The following is a 20,617-nucleotide window of genomic DNA, read 5'->3' as shown; positions in this document are numbered from 1 at the left end:
AGGGCGAAGCACACGATTCGCATGGGGATGATCGGTTTCGACACTGCCTGCGCAACTGTGAGAAGCGGGTCGAGGATCCAGGGTTATCTCGTTAACGATCTCTGGAAAACAATAAGTGCCAATTCAAAGCGCACTGACTTCGCCCTCGCTGCCTAAGCGAGCGCACTAAAGAAGTCCGTCAGACCGGGAATGCTCTCTACCCGGATCCTGGCGCCATTTAGAGAGATTGCTTCTACGTTTCGTCTCAGGGCGTAGAGGGACTCAAACTGAGGCTGGGCTTGTCGGAGTAGGTGCCAGTGGCAAATTCCGGAGCCGAGTAGAACGTCTTCACTGGATACACCCGTAGAAGGCACACGACCACAGCAGTGGACCGGGGTTCAATTCCCCGCATCTCCACCATCGAATTGCTATCACGCGTTGCTGAACACAGAAGGGCCACCGGCTGGTGGCCCTTTTTTGTGCCCCGGAATCGCCAGCGGGATATTCGTGGTTAGCTGGGAGGATGGCCGAGACCCGACGACTTGAACTCACGCTTCACAAGCCCAGGGTGGGCTGGTTCCCGAGGCCGACCGTGGTCTTCAACGGCCGCGGGCAGCCGGCGCAGTGGGGAACGGGTACCTGGCAGCTGTCGGAGGAGGGCCCAACGGAGGTGACGGTCTTCCTGTTCAACCGGCTGTGGAAGTTCGGGCACGCCACAACGGTCATCGATGCCGAGTCGCCGGAGCCGGTGCACTATTGGGCGCCACCGCTGTTCTTCGGATCGGGAAGACTGGCATCCGTTCGGCGCTGAGAATTCGCGCGGTGGGCGTCAGGGCTCCAGCGCGTCCAGCCAGGCCTGGAACTCATCGGTGATGGCATCCCTGACGTCGGAGTCGTCAACGGTGGACTCGCCGTCACCCGGCTGGACACCGTAGTCGCCGAAGTCCGCGTGGTTCGCACCGGGGAGTTCAACGGTGATCGTGTCCGCGGGGAGCAAGCCAGCGGCATCCTCGATGTTCTGCGGCGTGCTGAGTCCGTCGTTCTGCGCGACGTAGCTCAGAACCGGGAGATCCGTGCCTGAGAGGTCGGTCGCACAGTAACTGCCGAAGAACACGAGACCCGCGACGGAAGTGTCGGATGCATACTGGCAGGACTTGACCCCGCCGAGGGAATGTCCACCAACGAACCACTCGTCGATCCGCGGGGCGTTGGTGGTGAATGCGTCGAGGGGCCTGAGGTCGGCAAAGGCGAGGTTGAGTGTCGGTTTCGTAATCACCACTGTGGTGCCGTTCTCGACGATTCCCGACAGCTTGTAGAGGTAGGCGTACGGATCGACTTTCGCCCCCGGCACGAAGACCAGTCCCGTGGAGGTGGCCCCCGAGGCTGGCTCCATGACGATTCCCGTTTCGGTGTCGGTGATCTCGATGGCGTCGTTCTGCCAGGCCTCGAGCGCTCGATCCCGGTCTCCGGCCATCACCTGGTGGAGCCACACCGCTCCGATCACTCCGGCGAGCACGATGGCGGCAAGCACCCAGAGTGCCACCCGCCCCAGTCGCCTCGCCGACGTCACTTGCGCGCGGCCTCGGCTGCTTTGCGCTTCTGTCGCTCGGCCTCGGCGATCGCGGCTTCCTCAGGGGTGGGCGCGGTTCCGCCCAGGTGGGCGGGCTGCCACCACGCACCGTTGCCGTCGGCCGGGTATGAAGCCTGAGCCTCGTCGAGCAGGGCCTGCATGGTCACCCGAAGAGCCAGCGTGCTTTCGCGGACATCGGACGAGGCATCCACGTGGATCGGTTCACCGACGGTGTATCTGATGGGGGTGCGGAACGCTTCGCGGAGCGTGGGCTTCCTGCCCTTGGTGAGAAGGCGATGGCCGCCCCAGACAGCGATCGGAATGACGGGCACCCCGGCCTCGGCGGCCATGCGTACCGTGCCGGTCTTCAACTCGCGCACGGTGAACGAGGTGTTGACGCCTGCCTCGGGAAACACGCCGATCATCTCGCCGGCCTTCAGTGCGCCGATCGCCTTGGAGTACGCCTCGGCTCCCGCCGACATGTCAACCGAGATGTGCTTCATGCCCCGCAACAGCCAGCCGACCACGGGCTTGTCGAAAGCGCCCTTCTTTGCCATGAAGCGAACGCGCCTCCGAGTGCGATCCCACACCATCCACTCGGTGAGTGCGAAATCCATGTACCCGAAGTGGGTGATCGCGAGAATCGCGCCCCCGGTAGCCGGAATGTTCTCGGCCCCGGTGACAATGCGCTTCAGGCCCAAGCCGCCGAAAATGGTCTTGCCGACCGCGACGGCTGTGCTGTAGACGGGTTCACTGGGGAGCGTTCTCATACAGGAATAGTAGAGGCAGGTGTTGTTAACCAGCCTGCTCAGTGTCCGAGGTTGCGCAGGACCTCGTCGTGCAGTATGCCGTTGGTCGCGAGCGAACTGCGTGCGGCGATCGAGTTCTCCCCGTTGATGGCGCTGAACCGACCGCCAGCCTCGCGGATGAGGATCGCGAACGGAGCGATGTCGTACTCCTTGACGTCGAACTCGCCCACGATGTCGATGAGCCCTTCGGCCAGCAGTCCGTACGACCACATATCGCCGTATGCCCGGTCCCGCCAGACCTGACGCGTCAGCGAGACGAGCTGGTCGAGGTAACCCGCCTCATCCCACTGACTGAGGCTCTGGAAGCTCAGTGACGCGTCTTCGAGTTTCTCAACCCCGGAGACCCAGAGCCGCCGGGGTTCGGTGCCGTCCTCGGCGAGCCACGCTCCTGCGCCTTCCTGCGCCCACCAGCGCTTGCGGAACGCCGGAGCGCTCGCGACGCCGACGACCGGAACCCCGTCGACGGCGAGGCTGATGAGGGTCGCCCAGTTGGGCACGCCACGGAGAAAGTTTGCTGTGCCGTCGATGGGGTCGATGATCCACTGCCGCGCGGTGGAGCCCGCTGTACCGTACTCCTCACCGAGGATGCCGTCGTCGGGGCGTTCGGCCGCCAGAATGTCACGGAGAGCTCGCTCGACGGCAAGGTCAGCATCCGTCACGTGTGTTGCATCCCGTTTTGTTGAAATCTCGAGGTTTGCGGAACGAAAACGTGACAGGGAGATGGCATCAGCGGCATCCGCAAGGCGGAGAGCCAGGGCGAGGTCGTCTGCGAGCGAGATCGGGGGAGTCGTCATGGCACCTACGATACCGGCGGCCCGAAATGCTGAGGCCCCCTCGATTCGCTCGGGGGCTCAACGCGTGCTATTGTTTTCCACGGTTCGAAGCGCGAGTTTCGAACGAGAAACGCACCTCTAGCTCAATTGGCAGAGCAACTGACTCTTAATCAGTGGGTTCCGGGTTCAAGTCCCGGGGGGTGCACCAGATAGCCCCGATCATGACACATGGTCGGGGTTTTTTGTGCGCGCGATTGTGTCGACGTACGGATGCCGTCAAGCTGGAGCGACGGAGTTTCCGTCATGGTCAAAGAGGAGAACCGCGATGAAAAAAGATCTGAAGTTCAGCAGCCTCAGCCTCGGGCGGAAGATCGCTGTGGTCGTCGGGGGATCGGTTCAGGTCGCGCTGGCGGCGGCGGCCTGGGCAGATCTCGCCAAGCGGCCCGCGGCAGAGATCAACGGACCGAAGCCACTCTGGGCAGCCGTGATCGCTGTGAACTGGATTGGACCCATCGCGTATTTCGTGCGTGGCCGTCGTCAGGACGGTTAATCAGCTGTCTGGTTCCATTGCCAGCCTGCCAGCCGCACACGCGGTGGAGTCGAACCAGACGGTCAGGAAGCGTGGGTTTGTGAGGCCGAAGCGATCGAAGCGGCTGGCGGGGTCACGAGATCCGGGCTGACATGGCCGGGATCGTGGCGCTGCGGGTCGGCCCACACGGCGATGGCGTTGAGCTCGAAGGTGACCTGGTCGGCGACCGGACGAGTCACGAACTCGTCGCTGTCGGTGGAGCTGACCGTAGCGGGCTGGAGAGCCGATGCTCCAAAGCCGACAAAGTCGGAGAGCGTCACTGTCGAGGCCTGTTCGGCCGTCTTTGCCCCTGCGAGTTCGCCGCGTGCCGTCGCAAGAATCGACGATGTGACGTCGCGAGCGACGGAGAACGCAGTCATGCTCTGGAAGAACTCGTCTGTATCGCCCGCGGAACGCCGTACGAGGGTCCATTCACCCTGGGCGCCCAAAAACTCGTCGAGGCGATCCCGCACCACGTCGAACAGCTGCTCCTCGGAGAGCTGAGGGGTGGGAGTCGGCGCCTCGACGGGCGTCGGAAGGGCAACCTGTGCGCGAGCGCGGTGTCGGCGTCGACCAAACATGTGCGGTCTCCCTGGTACTGGTGCGAGTGATAGCTCCAGTGTGGACCTGACCCGCCCCAGTCGCCCGCCTGACACGCCGACACGCCCCGGATGCCGGGGTAAAGAGAGCCTCTGGGCTAGGCCTTCAGCTTCTTCTGGTCCGACTTTTCGCTCACCATTGCCACAGCGTTGGCAACCGTGACGAGCCAGCCGACCCACAACAAGACCAGGCGCCAGTCGCGCGGGGCGCTCTTCGAGGTCCGGATGAGTGAAAACGCGCCGGCGATGGCGCTTAGGACACTGATGTTCATGACGTACTTACGCATGTGGGATTCCCTCCGTTTGCGACAACGGTAGCGACTATTGCCTGCCCCGGTGACACGCTTGACAACGTGGCGCCCTGTGCAATATCCGGCCGATCGGGCGCTTACCATAATTGTTCGCCCCAATCCTCCCCGGAGTCGTGATTGGGCCCGGCTGGTAGCGTTGGCCTCCACGAATCAGTGGCAATAAAGGGGAACAGCGTGGCATCGCAGACCGAAGACGGGCCGGATACCTACGATTTCATCGTCGTCGCGAACCGGCTGCCGGTCGACAGCGTCACCGACAGCAACGGAAACCAGCAGTGGCGGATGTCCCCTGGCGGTCTTGTCGCGGCCCTTGAACCACTGATGAAGACCACGGATGGCGCCTGGGTCGGCTGGCCCGGTGCTGCCGACGTCGTCCTCGAGCCATTCGAGCACGAGAACATCCGCATGGTCCCCGTTGCACTGAACGCGGAAGAGATCGAGCGCTACTACGAGGGCTTCTCCAACGACACTCTCTGGCCGCTGTATCACGACGTCATCGCTCAGCCGAGCTATCACCGTGAATGGTGGGAGACATACGTCGCGGTGAACCGTCGATTTGCTGAAACGACAGCACGGATCGCGGATGTCGGTGCGACGGTCTGGGTTCACGACTACCAGCTCCAGCTTGTTCCCGGGATGCTCCGCGAGTTGCGTCCAGACCTCACAATCGGTTTCTTCAACCACATTCCTTTCCCCGCATACGGGATCTTTTCCCAGCTCCCGTGGCGGCAGCAGATCATCTCGGGCCTTCTCGGCGCCGACGTCATCGGCTTCCAGCGCGTCGCCGATGCCGGGAACTTCACGCGAGCGGTTCGCCGTCTCTTCGGGTATGAAACCAAGGGCACTCGCGTGTGGGTTCCCGTCGGCGACTCCTCGGACGCGACGACGGGCGACAGGTCGCACGTGAGCGGTGCGCCGATGCGCCGGGTCATCGCCAGGGCGTACCCGATCTCCATCGACGCGACAAGTTATGTCGAGCTGGCACAGCGCCCCGACGTCCAGGCCAGGGCGCGTCAGATCCGCGAGGAGCTCGGCAACCCCAGGACGATCATGCTCGGCGTCGACAGGCTCGACTACACCAAGGGAATCGGCCACAGGCTCAAGGCGTACGGCGAGCTGCTCGCCGAGGGGCGCCTCGACGCTCACGATGTGACGCTCGTGCAGGTTGCGAGCCCGAGCCGTGAGCGCGTCGCGAGCTACATGCAGCTCCGCGATGAAATCGAACTCACGGTCGGGCGCATCAACGGCGATTACGGTTCCATCGGGCACTCCGCGATCAATTACCTTCACCAGGGTTATCCCCGCGAGGAGATGGTGGCCCTGTACCTCGCCGCCGACGTCATGCTCGTCACCGCGCTCAGGGACGGCATGAACCTCGTTGCCAAGGAGTATGTCGCGACCCGCGCCGATTTGGGAGGCGTGCTCGTCCTGAGCGAATTCGCCGGGGCATCCGATGACCTCCGCCAGGCCATCCTGATCAACCCCCATGACATCGAGGGGGTCAAGGAAGCCATTCTGAAGGCGGTCGAGATGCCGGTCGCTGAGCGGAGGAGGCGTATGCGCGCCCTCCGCAAACGTGTTCTCGAGAATGACGTCGTCAAGTGGTCACGCGTGTTCCTCGAGGAACTCACACAGTCGGCAACGGAACACCCGGTATCGCACGAGCACCCGGACGACCGGCGATGACCGGGCTGTCCGCCGAGCTCAATGCGGCGCTTGGGCGTCTTGCCGACGCAGAGCACCTGCTTGTCGCTCTCGATTTCGACGGGACCCTTGCGCCGTTCGTCGACAATCCCGACGATTCCCGCGCCATCCCGGAAGCCGCCGAGGCTGTGGCGAGACTCCTCGACGTCTCGCACACCACAGTGGCGTTCGTCTCCGGCCGCGCCGTCGACAGCCTGCAGCGAGCGTCCCAGGCGCCAGACGGCATCCTGCTCGTCGGCTCACACGGGGCGGAATACCGGTTCGACGGCGTCGACACCCACCCGCCGCTCGGGGACGATGACCTGGCCCGTGTCGCAACCCTCTCTGTCGCTCTCGAAGAGGTCAGCGCCGCCCACCCCGGCACCTGGATTGAGGCGAAGCCCGCCGGATTCGCCCTGCACACGAGGCACCTCGACGGTCATGCCGAGAACGCGGCGAATGATGCAGCTCGCGCAGCCGCTGAGGCCGCAGGGGTTCCAGCCAAGGTGCGCGATGGCAAGAACGTCATCGAGTTTTCGGTGTTGAGCGTCACGAAGGGCGACGCCATCAGGCACCTTCGCGACTACACCGGGGCGACCGCGGTGCTCTATGCCGGCGACGACGTGACGGACGAAGACGCGTTCGCCGTGCTCGGCGATGGAGACCTCTCGCTCAAGTGCGGCGAGGGGGATTCCGTCGCCAGGTATCGCGTTGCGACACCGGCCGACGTCGCCGACGTACTCGCCCGGCTTGCCGAGCTCCGCGCTGCCACCGGCCGATGACTCCCCGGGCATGTTCGAGGTTCTAGACTCGATGCATGTCAGAGATCGACCTGAAACCTCGCAGTAGAGCAGTCACAGACGGAATCGAAGCAACAACATCGCGCGGGATGCTCCGCGCCGTCGGCATGGGCGACGCGGACTGGGACAAGCCCCAGATCGGAATCGCGTCGAGCTGGAACGAAATCACGCCGTGCAACCTGTCGCTTGACCGGCTCGCGCAGGGCGCCAAGGAAGGCGTTCACTCCGGTGGGGGATACCCGCTGCAGTTCGGAACCATCTCGGTTTCTGACGGCATCTCGATGGGCCACGAGGGCATGCACTTCTCGCTGGTGTCCCGCGAGGTCATCGCTGACTCCGTCGAGACGGTGGTCATGGCGGAGCGCCTCGACGGCACTGTCCTGCTCGCGGGCTGCGACAAGTCGCTGCCCGGGATGCTCATGGCCGCGGCCAGGCTCGACCTCGCGAGTGTCTTTCTCTACGCCGGATCGATCGCTCCCGGCTGGGTGAAGCTCAGTGACGGAACCGAGAAGGACGTCACGATCATCGACGCCTTCGAAGCGGTCGGCGCCTGCAAGGCCGGCACCATGAGCGAGGAAGACCTCAAGCGCATCGAGTGCGCCATCGCGCCAGGTGAAGGTGCCTGTGGCGGCATGTACACGGCCAACACCATGGCATCCGTCGCCGAGGCACTCGGTATGAGCCTCCCGGGCTCTGCCGCGCCGCCGTCGGCCGACCGCCGTCGCGACTACTTCGCGCACCGCTCGGGTGAGGCCGTCGTCAACATGCTCCGGCTCGGAATCACCGCCCGCGACATCCTGACCAAGAAGGCATTCGAGAACGCGATCGCCGTTGCAATGGCGTTCGGCGGATCGACCAACGTCGTCCTGCACCTGCTCGCCATTGCGCGCGAGGCCGAAGTGGACCTCACGCTCGACGACTTCAACCGCATCGGCGACAAAGTGCCCCACATCGGCGACCTCAAGCCGTTCGGCAAGTACGTCATGAACGATGTCGACCGTCACGGCGGAGTTCCCGTCGTGATGAAGGCGCTGCTCGATGCCGGGCTGCTCCACGGCGACGCGCTCACGGTAACGGGCAAGACCCTCGCCGAGAACCTCGCTGAGCTCAACCCCATGCCGCTCGACGGCGAGGTCATCCGCACACTCGACAATCCGATTCACGCGACGGGCGGCATCACCGTGCTGCACGGCTCGTTCGCGCCCGAGGGAGCCGTTGTTAAGACGGCCGGCTTCGACGCAGACGTCTTCGAGGGGCCCGCCCGGGTCTTCGAACGTGAGCGCGGCGCGATGGATGCACTGACCAACGGGGAGATCTCCGCCGGCGACGTCATCGTCATCAGGTACGAGGGTCCGAAGGGTGGGCCTGGCATGCGCGAGATGCTCGCCATCACCGCCGCCATCAAGGGCGCAGGGCTCGGAAAAGATGTACTACTATTGACGGACGGTCGATTCTCAGGCGGCACAACCGGCCTCTGCATCGGCCACATAGCACCCGAAGCAGTGGACGCTGGTCCCATTGCCTTCGTGCGCGATGGTGATCTGATACGGGTCGATATCGCAGCTCGGTCGCTCGACCTACTTGTCGACGAACAAGAGCTGGCAGCCCGCCGCAACGGCTGGGCACCGCTTCCCCCGCGCTATACCCGTGGCGTCCTCGCAAAGTACTCCAAGCTCGTGCACTCCGCCGCAGAAGGCGCGATCACCGGGTAACAGGACGTCCTCTTCAGATCTCCACTCTCACAAGGGAACCCATACGATGCCTGCGGATTCTTCTCCCGCCATATCGCCATCCAGCCTCAGGGCTGCCAAGACCACCGACGCCGAGGCGCCAGAGCTCCTGACCGGGGCCCAGGCCGTCGTCCGTACGCTCGAGCTGATCGGTATCACCGACGTGTTCGGACTGCCGGGCGGCGCGATCCTTCCTGTCTATGACCCGCTCATGGACACGAAGAAGATCCGTCACATCCTCGTGCGTCACGAGCAGGGCGCCGGACACGCAGCCGAGGGCTATGCCGCGGCGAGCGGGAAAGTCGGCGTAGCCATCGCCACGTCCGGCCCTGGCGCGACCAACCTCGTCACCGCCATCATGGATGCCCACATGGACTCGGTGCCGCTTCTCGCGATCACCGGCCAGGTGTTCTCCACCCTGATGGGGACCGACGCGTTCCAGGAGGCCGACATCGTCGGCATCACCATGCCGATCACGAAGCACTCCTTCCTGGTCACGGATGCCGCCGACATCCCCGCGACGATTGCCGCGGCGTACCACATCGCGTCGACCGGCCGCCCGGGACCGGTGCTCGTCGACATCACCAAGGACGCGCAGCAAGACACCGTGCCGTTTATCTGGCCGCCGAAGATCGATCTCCCCGGCTACCGCCCGGTGACGAAGGCGCACGGCAAGCAGATCCAGGCCGCAGCGCAGCTGATGGTGGAAGCCAAAAAGCCGGTTCTCTATGTCGGTGGAGGTGTCATTCGGGCACACGCTTCGGCGGAATTGCTCGAGCTGGCTGAGCTCAGCGGTGCTCCCGTTGTGACGACGCTGATGGCCCGCGGTGCATTCCCGGACTCCCACCCGCAGCACCTCGGCATGCCCGGGATGCACGGGACGGTTCCCGCGGTGCTCGCGCTGCAGGAGTCTGACCTGATCGTCGCACTCGGCGCCAGGTTCGACGACCGGGTGACCGGAAAGACGGCGCTCTTCGCGCCGAACGCCAAAGTTGTCCACGTTGACGTCGACCCCGCGGAGATCTCCAAGATCCGCACAGCAGACGTCCCGATCGTCGGCGATGCCAAGGATGTCATCGCCGATCTCACCGCGGCCATCACCTCGGCCCGTCGGGACACCGTCCCCGACATCGAGGTCTGGTGGACCTACCTCAATGGGCTGCGCGAGGAGTTCCCGCTCGGGTTCTCCACCCCGAGCGACGGTCTGCTCGCGCCCCAGCACGTCATCTCGCGGATCGGCGAACTCACGGGGCCGGAAGGAATCTTCGCGTCCGGCGTCGGCCAGCACCAGATGTGGGCAGCCCAGTTCATCAAGTACGAGCGGCCTAACTCGTGGCTCAACTCCGGCGGCGCAGGAACCATGGGTTACTCGGTCCCGGCGGCTATGGGCGCCAAGGTTGCCGAGCCTGAGCGTACGGTCTGGGCGATCGACGGTGACGGATGCTTCCAGATGACCAATCAGGAACTCGCCACCTGTGCGATCAACAAGATCCCGATCAAGGTCGCGATCATCAACAACTCGTCGCTCGGAATGGTTCGCCAGTGGCAGACACTGTTCTACGACGGCCGATACTCGAACACCGATCTCAACACGGGCCACGACACCATCCGGGTTCCGGATTTCGTGAAGCTCGCTGAGGCATACGGATGTCTCGGCATCCGCGTGACATCGATGGACGAGGTGGATGCCGCCATTCAGCTGGCGCTCGAGACCAACGACCGGCCCGTCGTCATCGACTTCGTCGTGAGCGCAGACGCTATGGCGTGGCCGATGGTTCCCCAGGGCGTCAGCAACAGCTATGTGCAGTACGCCAGGGAACACAGCCCGTCATTCGATGAGGAGGTCTAGAGATGACTACCCACGTTCTCAGTCTGCTCGTCGAAGACAAACCGGGTCTGCTCACCCGTGTCGCTGGTCTCTTTGCCCGCCGCGGATTCAACATCGAGTCATTGGCCGTCGGCAAGAGTGAAGTCCCCGGCCTGAGCCGCATCACCGTCGTCGTCACCGTCGAAGGCCTGCCGCTCGAGCAGATAACCAAACAGCTCAACAAGCTCGTCAACGTGATCAAGATCGTCGAACTCGACCCGGCGCAGTCCGTCCAGCGCGAGCACCTCCTCATCAAGGTGCGGGTCGACAACACGACACGCTCACAGGTGCTCGAGGCCGTCAACCTGTTCCGCGCCCGCGTCGTCGACGTTGCAACTGACGCCCTCGTCATCGAGGTCACGGGTGACTCGGGCAAGACCAACGCGCTGCTGAAGGTCCTCGAGCCCTTCGGCATCAAGGAACTCGCGCAGTCCGGGCAGCTTGCGATCGGCCGCGGTTCCAAGTCGATCACCGAACGCGTATTCAAGAACTAACGAGCGTGACGTCGCACTCTGCGACACAACGCACCGCACCAACCTCAACAACAAGGAGATAAACAAGTGGCTGAGATTTTCTACGACGCTGACGCCGACCTCTCGATCATCCAGGGCAAGAAGGTTGCCGTCGTCGGTTACGGCTCACAGGGGCACGCACACGCGCTGAACCTCCGTGACTCGGGTGTCGACGTCGTCATCGGGCTCAAGGAAGGGTCGAAGTCGATCGCAAAGGCCGAGGAGCAGGGCTTCGTCGTCAAGAGCGTTTCGGATGCTGCCGCCTGGGCAGACGTCATCGTCATCCTCGCTCCCGACCAGTTCCAGCGCACGATCTACGCTGAGTCCATCAAGGACCAGCTCACCGAGGGCAAGGCCCTCGTCTTCGGTCACGGCTTCAACATCCGTTTCGGATACATCGAAGCGCCCGAGGGCGTTGACGTGATCATGGTCGCCCCGAAGGGACCCGGACACACAGTCCGCCGCGAGTACGAGGCAGGCCGTGGCGTTCCCGTCATCGTCGCCGTCGAAAAGGACGCGTCTGGCAACGCCTGGCCGCTCACCCTGAGCTACGCCAAGGCGATCGGTGGCCTCCGCGCCGGTGGCATCAAGACCACGTTCACGGAAGAGACCGAGACCGACCTGTTCGGTGAGCAGGCTGTTCTCTGCGGTGGCGCATCGCAGCTCGTCCAGTACGGCTTCGAGGTTCTCACCGAGGCTGGCTACCAGCCGCAGGTTGCCTACTTCGAGGTGCTGCACGAGCTCAAGCTCATCGTCGACCTCATGTGGGAGGGTGGCATCGCCAAGCAGCGCTGGAGCGTCTCAGACACCGCCGAGTACGGCGACTACGTCTCGGGCCCCCGCGTCATCGACCCGAGTGTCAAGGACAACATGAAGGCCGTTCTCACCGACATCCAGTCCGGCGCGTTCGCGAAGCGCTTCATCGACGACCAGGACGCGGGAGCCCCTGAGTTCCTGGAGCTGCGTGCCAAGGGCGAAGCACACTCGATCGAGGAGACCGGTCGTGAGCTGCGCAAGCTCTTCGCATGGAACGCCTCGAGCGACGACGACTACACCGACGGTTCGGTCGCACGCTAGTTCGTTCGACCCCGACAGATCACCCGGTCCGTGCCCTGTCCGCTTCGGCGGCAGGGCGGGGACCGGGTGTTTGTTTGTGCGGCGGTATTCTGGATGCCATGCCCCGAGACAGTGATGATGAGGCCCTGAGCTGGGCCGGTGACGATGAGCCGGCTCTGAGCGAGCGGGCCGTGAGCGCCCCAGGCGACGCTCCCGCGGCGACAGCGCCAGCCGATGCGACCGTAGCGCCGGGCTGGAAAGTTGTCGGGAACCCTGGCACAACCGCCGGGCCCGGGAACGACCAGCCCAGGGGCCAGATAGGTTCCGTCGCTCTCGTCGCGCACGGGGTTATCGCCGGAATCTACCTGCTCTACAGCATCGGCTGGCTTATCGTCGTGCAGCGCGACACCGCGGCACCCTCCGACATCATCGGAGGTGCGATGTACGGCGTCGGCCTGTGGCTCGCCGTGCTCGCCCCGGCGCTCTGGTTTGGCGCCACGCTCTGGCTCACGCGGGCGTCGGTCACGTCCAGGGCGCGCCTGATTGCGCTCGCGGTCGGCGCCATCGTGCTTGCCCCTGTGCCGTTCCTCCTGGGGGGTGCCGCATGAGCGCCGAACCGACCCGGACTGCCCCCGCGCGCAGGGCCCTTCCTCGCTGGCTGGCCACGACGCTCGCCGTTGTGTTCGGGCTCTTCTACGCCTACGACGTGTGGGAGGCCGTCGGCAACGTTGTCGGCATCAGCACACTGGCATCCGGTCTCGACACGTCGATCTCCGTGCTCGGCTGGGTGGTGCTCAGCATCGGCGTCGCTGTGCCGATCGTCGTCTTCCTTATCGCGCTTCGGCTCGGTCGGGGGCGGGACATTCTGGCTCAGGTCCTCGTCTACCTCGCCGGTCTTGGCGTCGTCGCTGTGGTGTCCCTTGGGATCGTCGCACTCTTCGGCGCTGGCGAGTTGCTGACGTAACACTGCCGACTCGTCGAGTACAACCGCTGGCTCGTCCACTAAAGTCGAGAGAACGAGCGCTCCGACGGCTGCAGTGCCCGACATCCCCCGTTGCAAACAAAGGATTCCACCTGTGTCAAAACCGGTCGTGTTGATCGCCGAAGAACTTTCCCCAGCAACTGTCGATGCCCTCGGGCCCGACTTTGATGTCCGCACCGTCGACGGCACCGACCGCCAGGCGCTTCTCTCCGCACTCGCCGACGCCAACGCTGTGCTCGTGCGCTCGGCGACGAAGGTTGACGAGGAGGCCATTGCGGCTGCGCCGAACCTCAAGGTGATCGCCCGCGCGGGTGTCGGACTCGACAACGTCGACATCAAGGCGGCGACAACCGCCGGCGTCATGGTCGTGAACGCGCCCACCTCGAACATCATCTCGGCGGCCGAACTCACGGTCGGTCACATCCTCAGCCTCGCCCGTCACATCCCGCAGGCTCACAACGCCCTCGCCGGTTCCCAGTGGAAGCGCTCGAAGTACACCGGTACCGAGCTGTATGAGAAGACCATCGGCATCATCGGCCTCGGCCGCATCGGCGCCCTGATCACCGCTCGCATGCAGGCGTTCGGAACGAACGTCATCGCATACGACCCCTATGTCACGAGCGCACGGGCGCAGCAGCTTGGCGTCCAGCTCGTCACCCTCGACGAGCTGCTTGCCCAGTCGGACTTCATCACCATCCACATGCCCAAGACCCCCGAAACCACCGGCATGATCGGCGCTGAACAGTTCGCCATGATGAAGCCCACGGCGTACATCGTCAACGTCGCCCGCGGCGGGCTCATCGACGAAGACGCGCTGTACGACGCGCTGCTCGACGGAAAGATCGCCGGCGCCGGCCTCGACGTGTTCGTCTCCGAGCCGCCGACGAACGACAAGCTCCTCTCCCTCCCGAACATCATCGTCACCCCGCACCTCGGTGCATCGACGGGCGAAGCGCAGGAGAAGGCCGGTGTCTCCGTGGCCAAGTCGGTGCGGCTCGCGCTCGGAGGCGAACTGGTGCCGGACGCCGTGAACGTCGCCGGCGGTGTCATCGACCCGTACGTACGCCCCGGCATCCCGCTGGTTGAAAAGCTCGGGCAGATCTTTGCCGCCCTCACCACGTCGCCGCTCACGAGCATTGACGTCGAGGTGCACGGTGAGCTCAGCGAATACGACGTCAGCGTGCTCAAGCTCGCCGCTCTCAAGGGCATCTTCACCAACATCGTCAGCGAGACCGTGTCGTACGTCAACGCACCACTGCTGGCCGAACAGCGTGGGATCGTCGTTCGGTTGATCACGGATGACGAGAGCAACGAATACCGCAACGTCATCACCCTGCGCGGTGCGCTGAGCGACGGTTCCCAGGTGTCGGTGTCCGGCACGCTGACGGGCACGAAGCAGATCGAGAAGCTCGTTGAGATCAACGGCTACGACGTCGAGGTTCCCATCTCGAGCCACCACATCGTCATGCTCTACACCGACCGACCCGGAATCGTCGCCGTCTACGGCCAGCGCTTCGGCGAGGCAGCCATCAACATTGCGGGAATGCAGGTCGCACGCCGCGAGGCCGGGGGACAGGCACTCAGCGTGCTCACCGTTGACTCACCGGTGCCGGACGAGATCCTCGAGGCCGTCCGCGCCGACATCGACGCGACAGTGCTTCGCGAAATCGACATCACGGAGTAGCGCCGCACGCAGGCGAGACATACAAGCCGTCGAGACATAAAAGAGGGAGGGCAACGAGTGTTGCCCTCCCTCTTTTGTGCGCCTGTCGCTTAGAGCGAGTCGTTGCGCTCCGCGGTCTCGACGCGGGTTCCGGTGGTTGGGTCAACCGCTGTGCGGTTGGTCACGACGGAGTGACGCTTGCGTGTCATGAGCGCGAGGCCGACGATGAAGACCACGAGGCCGGCACCCATGAGGATGTACCCGATCAGGTCGAGGTTCACCCATTCCACCGATACGTTCACGGCGAATGTCAGGATCGCTCCGACCGCAAACAGGAAAATTCCCAGGCCAATACTCATCGTGTTACTCCTCATAATTCGGTGGATCGTGCGGTGAGATCGAGTTCGATCCGAGGTCACACTACTGGCTTGTCAATCGTGGGCGCTAGGGGGAGTGAGCCGCGACAGAACTGTGAGAAGGCCGTCGATTGCCGCGGTCGAGACATCGGCGGGGTCCGGCGTCCCCATGCCGAGCATGGCCGAGTTGAAATACAGGCCGTCGCTGACGAGCATGATGGCTCGGGCAACGGCCGGGTCTCCGATGGACTCGGTGATGACCGCGAGCCACTCGCCGCGGATGGCGGCGAGGGCCTCGCTCGCACGGGGGTCGTCGGCTTGGGCCAGCCGCGACGTCGCAACGAGTGACCGGTCGAGGGCGCTTCCCGAATCGATCGATGTGCGAATGAGGTAATCGACGGGTCCGGCCGGTGCCGCCCTCATCTTTCTGACGTCGAGGCCGGTGAGGTGCTGCAGTCGCTCGACGAGGCCGGCGGACAGGGCATCCTTCGAACCAAAGTGGTAGAGCAGGCCGCCCTTGGACACCCCGGCCCGCGCGGCGACAGCGTCGAGAGTCGCGCCGCGTTCGCCAGCCTCGATGAGCAGGTCTTCATAGGCGACGAGAATTCGGTCGCGCGTTGAAGCGGTATCCGGCATCCGTTCCTGTGCGTTACTGGTCATGGCATTACTGTACCGTCCAGCCGGTACACTAGTCGAGACCAGTTTTGAGCCCCGAAGGGAAGTGACCCCATGAGCACCACAGTTCCGGCAGTTACCGAGTCGACCGACGCACGTGTCGGCATCCGTGGCTGGGTCGCCCTCGCCGTGCTGATGCTTCCTGTGCTGCTCGTCTCCGTCGACAACACAGTGCTGAATTTTGCGCTGCCCGCCGTGTCGGAAGACCTCACGCCGACGGGCGCCCAGCTGCTGTGGATGATCGATATCTACCCGCTCGTCCTCGCGGGCCTGCTCGTCTCGATGGGCAGCCTGGGCGACAGGATCGGGCGACGGAAACTCCTCCTCATCGGCTCGGCCGGATTCGGGGTAGTCTCGGTCGTCGCCGCGTTCGCGTCGTCCATTGAGTTACTCATCACCGCCCGCGCCATCCTCGGGTTCTTCGGTGCGATGCTCATGCCGTCGACGCTCTCGCTGCTGCGCAACATCTTCCAGGACCGGAACCAGCGCCGGCTCGCGGTGGCCGTCTGGGCGAGTGGTTTTGCCGCTGGCAGCGCCCTCGGCCCGATCATCGGCGGGGTTCTGCTCGAGCACCTCTGGTGGGGGTCTGTCTTCCTGATCGCGGTGCCCTTCCTCGCGCCGCTGCTGATCCTCTCTCCCTTCCTCGTCCCCGAGTCGCGCGACCCTCACCCTGGCCGGCTCGACGTCGTGAGTATCGGGCTCTCGCTCGTCACGATGTTTCCCCTCGTCTATGGGATCAAGCACGCGGCGACCGAGGGAATCGACGTCCTTTCCATCCTCTGCATTCTGATCGCGGTGGCATCCGGAGTCGCCTTCGTCCGCCGTCAGTTCCGGGTCGAGACCCCGATGATCGACATGGCGCTGTTCCGGATCCCGCAGTTCAGCGGTGCCATTGTGGTGAACCTGTTCAGCGTCATCGCGCTCGTTGGCGGGCTGTTCTTCGTCACCCAGCACCTGCAGCTGGTGCTCGCGCTGTCGCCGCTCACGGCGGGCTTCACCCTCCTGCCGGGACTCGTCACGATGATCGTCGCCGGCCTCGTCGTCGTGCCCATCGCTGCGCGGGTGCGGCCGTCGATCGTTGTCCCGGTTGCACTCCTCTTCTCCGCTGGCGGTTACGGCGCGATCGCGTTGACCGGTGGAGACGTCTCGGCGTTCGGGATCGGGGCGTGCTTCGTGGCCCTTGGGCTCGGCATCGGTGCAGCGGAAACGGTATCGAACGAGCTGGTTCTCGCTCATGCGCCCGCTGCCAAAGCAGGCGCCGCGTCGGCGGTCTCCGAGACCGCGTACGAACTCGGTGCCGTTCTTGGCACCGCGATCCTCGGGACGATCCTCACCGCCTCCTACCGGAATGCCGTTGCCGTCCCTGACGGACTCACCGCCGAACAGTCGCACGCCGCGTCCGAGACCCTCGGGGGAGCCGTGTCTGTGGCGGGACAACTGCCCGCTTCGGCCGGTGACACGTTGCTCGAATCGGCGCGGGTCGCCTTCGACAGCGGTGTCGGCCTCGCCGCGTGGGTGGGCTTCGGACTCATCGTCGCTGCGGGAATCGTCGCCCTGGTGTCGCTTCGCCACGTGCCGGAGGGCGTCAAGACGGCGCAGTAGGCTGGATGGCAGTCACACCCGCCTTCTCGCACACATGGAGCGTTCATGCCAGGTCCCGTCAAGCTTGCTGTCATTCCTGGCGACGGGATCGGCCCTGAGGTCGTCGCTGAGGCGATCAAGGTACTGGATGCCGTGACGGCGCAGAGCGCGACGACGTTCGAGAAGACGTGGTTCTCGCTCGGTGCTGCCCGCTTCCTCGAGACCGGTGATGTGCTCACCGACGCTGACCTCGCGAGCATCTCCGCGCACGACGCCATCCTGCTCGGCGCCGTCGGTGGAGTGCCGGGAGACCCACGGCTGAAAGACGCGAATATCGAACGAGGACTCCTCCTCGGGCTGCGCTTCGCGCTCGATCACTACGTCAACCTGCGGCCGACGCACGTCTATCCCGGCGTGCCCAGCCCCCTGTCGAACCCCGGCGATGTCGACTTCATCGTTGTCCGGGAGGGAACGGAGGGACCATACGTCGGAAACGGCGGTGCGATTCGCCGCGGCACCGGGCACGAGGTGGCGAACGAGGTATCCGTCAATACAGCGTTCGGGGTTGAGCGGGTTGTGCGCTTCGCCTTCGCGCAGGCTGCCCAGCGCCGCAACAAGCTCACGCTCGTGCACAAGACCAACGTTTTGACGTTTGCCGGCGGAATGTGGCAGCGCATCGTCAACGAGGTGGCCGCGGAGTTCCCCGGTGTGAGCGTCGATTACCTCCACGTGGATGCCGCAACGATCTTCCTCGTCACCGACCCTGCTAGATTTGACGTCATCGTCACGGACAACCTCTTCGGCGACATTCTCACCGACCTGGCCGGCGCAATCAGCGGCGGCATCGGGCTCGCGGCCTCGGGAAACATCAACCCGGATGGCGCCTTCCCGAGCATGTTCGAGCCGGTCCACGGTTCTGCTCCCGACATTGCCGGGCAGCAGAAAGCGGATCCGACCGCGGCAATCCTCAGCGTCGCGCTCCTGCTCGAGCACCTCGGCCTCACCGAAGAAGCAGCGGCGGTCACCTCGGCCGTCACCGCGGATATCGCCAGCCGTGGCCCAGAGGCGAGAACAACCTCCGAGATCGGGGATGCCATCGCGCACGCTCTCGGCGCACACTAGACACATCGCGAAACGAGCATCCGCTCACTGAAGGATTGAAGATCATGGCACTGGCATCAGAGATCGAGACCGAGTACTTCCCGCTGTCGTTCGAGCAGCGGCCGAATGACAGCGTCGTTGCCCAGGTCGAGCGCGAGGTCATCCTCGCCAACCCTGGATTCGGAAAACACTTCACCGACCACATGGTCGCCATCGACTGGACGCTCGATGAGGGCTGGCATGACGCTCGCGTCCAGCCGTACGGTCCGCTCCTGCTCGACCCCGCGGCATCCGTCCTGCACTACGCGCAGGAGATCTTCGAGGGACTCAAGGCCTACCGTCACGCCGACGGTTCGGTCTGGACCTTCCGGCCGGAGAAGAACGCCGAGCGGTTCCAACGCTCAGCGCACCGGCTCGCGCTTCCCGAGCTCTCGACCGAGGACTTCCTTGAATCGCTCAAGCAGTTGGTCCGTGCCGACATCAACTGGGTGCCCGACGGCGAAGACACGAGCCTCTACCTCCGTCCGTTCATGATCGCCAACGAGTCATTCCTCGGCGTTCGGGCCGCGCAGAAGGTCAGCTACTACGTCATTGCCAGCCCGGCGGGCGCGTACTTCCCCGGCGGGGTGAAGCCGGTGTCGATCTGGCTGTCCACGACCTACAGCCGCGCCAGCCGCGGTGGAACGGGTGCCGCCAAGTGCGGCGGCAACTACGCAGCGTCGCTGCTCCCGCAGCAGGAAGCAGCGGAGAACGGCTGCGCCCAGGTGCTCTTCCTTGATTCTGAGTCGGGAAATCGCATCGAGGAGCTCGGCGGCATGAACATTTTCTTCGTCCACAAGGACAAGAAGGTTGTCACGCCAGAGCTGACCGGAAGCATCCTCGAGGGCGTCACCCGCGACAGCATCATCCAGCTGGCGCGTGACAGGGGCTTCGAGGTCGAGGAGCGGGCGGTGACGATCGATGAGTGGCGTGACGGCGTCGAGTCCGGTGACATCACCGAGGTGTTCGCCTGCGGCACGGCGGCCGTCATCACTCCGATCGGTGAGCTCAAGGGCCCCGACTTCTCCATCGGCACTCCCGACGCCGAACCGGGTGAACTGACCATGAGCATCCGTGACGAACTGACCGACATCCAGCACGGGCGCCGCGAAGACGTTCACGGCTGGCTGTACCGGCTCGACGCTTAACCGAACCTAAGGACTTTTGTGAAAATCGCACGCTTCAGCCACGACGGCGCCATCAACTTCGGAATCCTCGACGAGGGCGACTTTGTCGTTCTCGCGGGTGACCCGATGTTCCAGGGCTTCGAGACCACGGGGGAGCGCGTTCCGCTCGCCGACGCTGTTCTGCTCGCACCGGTCATCCCTCGGTCCAAGGTGGTCTGCGTCGGCAAGAACTATGCCGACCACGCGAAGGAGATGGGTGGGGACGCTCCTGCCGAGCCTCTGCTCTTCCTCAAGCCGAACACCTCGGTGATCGGGCCAAGCGACCGCATCATTCTTCCGTCGCTGTCGCAGCAGGTGGAGCACGAGGGCGAACTCGCCGTCATCATCGGTTCTGTGGCTAAGAACGTTCGCGCCGAAGACGCCGACAGTGTGATCTTCGGTTACACCATCGGCAACGACGTCACAGCCCGTGACCTCCAGCGCACGGACGGCCAGTGGACGCGGGCCAAGGGCTTTGATACCTTCTGCCCGCTCGGTCCGATCGTCGAGACCGAGTTCGACCTCGAGAGCGCGACGCTCGAGACGCGGGTCAACGGCGACGTTCGCCAGCACGCGCCGCTGTCAGACATGATCCACTCGGTCGCCGAGATCATCGCGTACGCTTCTGCGGTGTTCACGCTGCTGCCGGGTGACGTCATCCTCACCGGAACACCGGCCGGCGTCGGACCCATCGTCTCGGGCGACGTCGTCGAGGTCGAGGTCAGCGGGCTCGGCATCCTGAGGAACTCCGCCGTCTAAACCCCCTCGGGGTGTGAGAGCACGAGCGGCTAGGATTG

General features: G+C 64.5%; 22 protein-coding genes, 1 tRNA gene and 1 other RNA gene. 17 read left to right on the top strand and 7 right to left on the bottom strand.

Annotated elements, in window-relative coordinates; all coding sequences use genetic code 11:
- Positions 1-23: 23 nt before the first annotated feature.
- Together ssrA and C3E77_RS09440 are read left to right on the top strand one after the other, a co-directional pair.
- Positions 24-399, top strand: a transfer-messenger RNA (tmRNA) gene (ssrA, locus tag C3E77_RS09445).
- A 103-nt stretch (positions 400-502) separates the two neighbouring features.
- Positions 503-790 carry a hypothetical protein gene (locus C3E77_RS09440; protein ID WP_108391406.1) on the top strand — a complete coding sequence of 96 codons (288 nt, stop codon included), beginning with the start codon at positions 503-505 and terminating at the stop codon, positions 788-790.
- Between the two features lie 18 nt (positions 791-808).
- Here C3E77_RS09440 and C3E77_RS09435 read toward each other — a convergent pair whose 3' ends face one another.
- Genes C3E77_RS09435 through C3E77_RS09425 form a run of 3 tightly spaced genes read right to left on the bottom strand, consistent with a single transcriptional unit; the run spans position 809 to position 3,152 of the window.
- Complete coding sequence (locus C3E77_RS09435; protein WP_232528816.1) at positions 809-1,522, bottom strand: alpha/beta hydrolase; 714 nt, start codon at positions 1,520-1,522, stop codon at positions 809-811.
- 23 nt (positions 1,523-1,545) lie between these two features.
- Positions 1,546-2,319 carry a lysophospholipid acyltransferase family protein gene (locus C3E77_RS09430; protein WP_108391404.1) on the bottom strand — a complete coding sequence of 258 codons (774 nt, stop codon included), beginning with the start codon at positions 2,317-2,319 and terminating at the stop codon, positions 1,546-1,548.
- 38 nt (positions 2,320-2,357) lie between these two features.
- Positions 2,358-3,152: an inositol monophosphatase family protein gene (locus tag C3E77_RS09425; protein WP_108391403.1), complete on the bottom strand. Its 795-nt coding sequence runs from the start codon at positions 3,150-3,152 to the stop codon at positions 2,358-2,360.
- 111 nt (positions 3,153-3,263) lie between these two features.
- Here C3E77_RS09425 and C3E77_RS09420 point away from each other — a divergent pair.
- Positions 3,264-3,339: transfer RNA gene (locus C3E77_RS09420), tRNA-Lys, on the top strand.
- Positions 3,340-3,456: 117 nt separating this feature from the next.
- Positions 3,457-3,681 carry a PLDc N-terminal domain-containing protein gene (locus C3E77_RS09415; protein ID WP_108391402.1) on the top strand — a complete coding sequence of 75 codons (225 nt, stop codon included), beginning with the start codon at positions 3,457-3,459 and terminating at the stop codon, positions 3,679-3,681.
- A 62-nt stretch (positions 3,682-3,743) separates the two neighbouring features.
- On the opposite strand, the gene C3E77_RS09410 is transcribed toward C3E77_RS09415, so the two are convergent.
- Together C3E77_RS09410 and C3E77_RS09405 are read right to left on the bottom strand one after the other, a co-directional pair.
- Positions 3,744-4,280, bottom strand: a complete 537-nt coding sequence (locus tag C3E77_RS09410) for a hypothetical protein (protein ID WP_108391401.1) — start codon at positions 4,278-4,280, stop codon at positions 3,744-3,746.
- 116 nt (positions 4,281-4,396) lie between these two features.
- The gene (locus C3E77_RS09405) at positions 4,397-4,585 is read right to left on the bottom strand and encodes a hypothetical protein (protein WP_108391400.1); all 189 of its coding nucleotides are present in this window, start codon (positions 4,583-4,585) and stop codon (positions 4,397-4,399) included.
- A 198-nt stretch (positions 4,586-4,783) separates the two neighbouring features.
- Between C3E77_RS09405 and C3E77_RS09400 the strand changes: the two genes are divergently transcribed.
- The 9 genes from C3E77_RS09400 (at position 4,784) to serA (ending at position 14,923) form a co-directional block, all read left to right on the top strand.
- Positions 4,784-6,295: an alpha,alpha-trehalose-phosphate synthase (UDP-forming) gene (locus C3E77_RS09400; protein ID WP_232528815.1), complete on the top strand. Its 1,512-nt coding sequence runs from the start codon at positions 4,784-4,786 to the stop codon at positions 6,293-6,295.
- Positions 6,292-7,074 carry a trehalose-phosphatase gene (gene otsB / locus C3E77_RS09395; protein ID WP_108391399.1) on the top strand — a complete coding sequence of 261 codons (783 nt, stop codon included), beginning with the start codon at positions 6,292-6,294 and terminating at the stop codon, positions 7,072-7,074. Before C3E77_RS09400 ends, otsB begins: the two co-directional genes overlap by 4 nt.
- A 35-nt stretch (positions 7,075-7,109) precedes the next feature.
- The gene (gene ilvD, locus C3E77_RS09390; RefSeq protein WP_108391398.1) at positions 7,110-8,804 is read left to right on the top strand and encodes a dihydroxy-acid dehydratase; all 1,695 of its coding nucleotides are present in this window, start codon (positions 7,110-7,112) and stop codon (positions 8,802-8,804) included.
- Positions 8,805-8,850: 46 nt separating this feature from the next.
- A complete protein-coding gene (locus C3E77_RS09385; RefSeq protein WP_108391397.1) occupies positions 8,851-10,671 on the top strand; it encodes an acetolactate synthase large subunit in 1,821 nt (606 codons plus the stop codon).
- Positions 10,672-10,673: 2 nt separating this feature from the next.
- Entirely contained in the window at positions 10,674-11,183 is a 510-nt protein-coding gene (gene ilvN, locus C3E77_RS09380; protein ID WP_108391396.1) for an acetolactate synthase small subunit, read from the top strand.
- 66 nt (positions 11,184-11,249) lie between these two features.
- Entirely contained in the window at positions 11,250-12,278 is a 1,029-nt protein-coding gene (ilvC, locus tag C3E77_RS09375; protein WP_108391395.1) for a ketol-acid reductoisomerase, read from the top strand.
- Between the two features lie 98 nt (positions 12,279-12,376).
- Positions 12,377-12,865 carry a hypothetical protein gene (locus C3E77_RS09370; protein WP_108391394.1) on the top strand — a complete coding sequence of 163 codons (489 nt, stop codon included), beginning with the start codon at positions 12,377-12,379 and terminating at the stop codon, positions 12,863-12,865.
- Positions 12,862-13,221 carry a hypothetical protein gene (locus tag C3E77_RS09365; RefSeq protein WP_108391393.1) on the top strand — a complete coding sequence of 120 codons (360 nt, stop codon included), beginning with the start codon at positions 12,862-12,864 and terminating at the stop codon, positions 13,219-13,221. Before C3E77_RS09370 ends, C3E77_RS09365 begins: the two co-directional genes overlap by 4 nt.
- A gap of 112 nt (positions 13,222-13,333) precedes the next feature.
- Positions 13,334-14,923 carry a phosphoglycerate dehydrogenase gene (gene serA / locus C3E77_RS09360; RefSeq protein ID WP_108391392.1) on the top strand — a complete coding sequence of 530 codons (1,590 nt, stop codon included), beginning with the start codon at positions 13,334-13,336 and terminating at the stop codon, positions 14,921-14,923.
- Between the two features lie 89 nt (positions 14,924-15,012).
- Here the strand turns inward: serA and C3E77_RS09355 are convergent, their stop codons facing one another.
- Both C3E77_RS09355 and C3E77_RS09350 read right to left on the bottom strand, forming a co-directional pair.
- Complete coding sequence (locus C3E77_RS09355; protein WP_108391391.1) at positions 15,013-15,261, bottom strand: DUF6458 family protein; 249 nt, start codon at positions 15,259-15,261, stop codon at positions 15,013-15,015.
- 72 nt (positions 15,262-15,333) lie between these two features.
- A complete protein-coding gene (locus tag C3E77_RS09350) occupies positions 15,334-15,918 on the bottom strand; it encodes a TetR/AcrR family transcriptional regulator (RefSeq protein ID WP_234031172.1) in 585 nt (194 codons plus the stop codon).
- Between the two features lie 69 nt (positions 15,919-15,987).
- On the opposite strand from C3E77_RS09350, the gene C3E77_RS09345 reads away from it, so the two are divergent.
- The 4 genes from C3E77_RS09345 to C3E77_RS09330 are packed head-to-tail and all read left to right on the top strand — an operon-like array spanning position 15,988 to position 20,579.
- On the top strand, positions 15,988-17,535 hold the full coding sequence (locus C3E77_RS09345) for an MFS transporter (protein ID WP_108391389.1): 1,548 nt from the start codon (positions 15,988-15,990) through the stop codon (positions 17,533-17,535).
- 45 nt (positions 17,536-17,580) lie between these two features.
- A complete protein-coding gene (locus tag C3E77_RS09340) occupies positions 17,581-18,636 on the top strand; it encodes a 3-isopropylmalate dehydrogenase (protein ID WP_108391388.1) in 1,056 nt (351 codons plus the stop codon).
- Between the two features lie 44 nt (positions 18,637-18,680).
- On the top strand, positions 18,681-19,802 hold the full coding sequence (locus C3E77_RS09335; protein WP_108391387.1) for a branched-chain amino acid aminotransferase: 1,122 nt from the start codon (positions 18,681-18,683) through the stop codon (positions 19,800-19,802).
- 18 nt (positions 19,803-19,820) lie between these two features.
- The gene (locus tag C3E77_RS09330; RefSeq protein WP_108391386.1) at positions 19,821-20,579 is read left to right on the top strand and encodes a fumarylacetoacetate hydrolase family protein; all 759 of its coding nucleotides are present in this window, start codon (positions 19,821-19,823) and stop codon (positions 20,577-20,579) included.
- Positions 20,580-20,617: the final 38 nt, after the last annotated feature.

The organism is Mycetocola zhujimingii (assembly GCF_003065425.1).
GTDB classification, from domain to species: domain Bacteria; phylum Actinomycetota; class Actinomycetes; order Actinomycetales; family Microbacteriaceae; genus Mycetocola_A; species Mycetocola_A zhujimingii.
This window is presented reverse-complemented; position numbering and strand designations above follow the sequence as displayed.

What these genes read in the sequence shown, in the direction of transcription:
- C3E77_RS09430 (WP_108391404.1), bottom strand. Translation starts at nt 2,319, where the DNA reads ATGAGAACGCTCCCCAGTGAACCCGTCTACAGCACAGCCGTCGCGGTC.
- C3E77_RS09370 (WP_108391394.1), top strand. Translation starts at nt 12,377, where the DNA reads ATGCCCCGAGACAGTGATGATGAGGCCCTGAGCTGGGCCGGTGACGAT.
- C3E77_RS09440 (WP_108391406.1), top strand. Translation starts at nt 503, where the DNA reads ATGGCCGAGACCCGACGACTTGAACTCACGCTTCACAAGCCCAGGGTG.
- ilvD (WP_108391398.1), top strand. Translation starts at nt 7,110, where the DNA reads ATGTCAGAGATCGACCTGAAACCTCGCAGTAGAGCAGTCACAGACGGA.
- C3E77_RS09365 (WP_108391393.1), top strand. Translation starts at nt 12,862, where the DNA reads ATGAGCGCCGAACCGACCCGGACTGCCCCCGCGCGCAGGGCCCTTCCT.
- C3E77_RS09350 (WP_234031172.1), bottom strand. Translation starts at nt 15,918, where the DNA reads ATGACCAGTAACGCACAGGAACGGATGCCGGATACCGCTTCAACGCGC.
- C3E77_RS09355 (WP_108391391.1), bottom strand. Translation starts at nt 15,261, where the DNA reads ATGAGTATTGGCCTGGGAATTTTCCTGTTTGCGGTCGGAGCGATCCTG.
- C3E77_RS09385 (WP_108391397.1), top strand. Translation starts at nt 8,851, where the DNA reads ATGCCTGCGGATTCTTCTCCCGCCATATCGCCATCCAGCCTCAGGGCT.
- C3E77_RS09415 (WP_108391402.1), top strand. Translation starts at nt 3,457, where the DNA reads ATGAAAAAAGATCTGAAGTTCAGCAGCCTCAGCCTCGGGCGGAAGATC.
- C3E77_RS09425 (WP_108391403.1), bottom strand. Translation starts at nt 3,152, where the DNA reads ATGACGACTCCCCCGATCTCGCTCGCAGACGACCTCGCCCTGGCTCTC.
- otsB (WP_108391399.1), top strand. Translation starts at nt 6,292, where the DNA reads ATGACCGGGCTGTCCGCCGAGCTCAATGCGGCGCTTGGGCGTCTTGCC.
- ilvN (WP_108391396.1), top strand. Translation starts at nt 10,674, where the DNA reads ATGACTACCCACGTTCTCAGTCTGCTCGTCGAAGACAAACCGGGTCTG.
- C3E77_RS09345 (WP_108391389.1), top strand. Translation starts at nt 15,988, where the DNA reads ATGAGCACCACAGTTCCGGCAGTTACCGAGTCGACCGACGCACGTGTC.
- C3E77_RS09340 (WP_108391388.1), top strand. Translation starts at nt 17,581, where the DNA reads ATGCCAGGTCCCGTCAAGCTTGCTGTCATTCCTGGCGACGGGATCGGC.
- C3E77_RS09405 (WP_108391400.1), bottom strand. Translation starts at nt 4,585, where the DNA reads ATGCGTAAGTACGTCATGAACATCAGTGTCCTAAGCGCCATCGCCGGC.
- C3E77_RS09335 (WP_108391387.1), top strand. Translation starts at nt 18,681, where the DNA reads ATGGCACTGGCATCAGAGATCGAGACCGAGTACTTCCCGCTGTCGTTC.
- C3E77_RS09410 (WP_108391401.1), bottom strand. Translation starts at nt 4,280, where the DNA reads ATGTTTGGTCGACGCCGACACCGCGCTCGCGCACAGGTTGCCCTTCCG.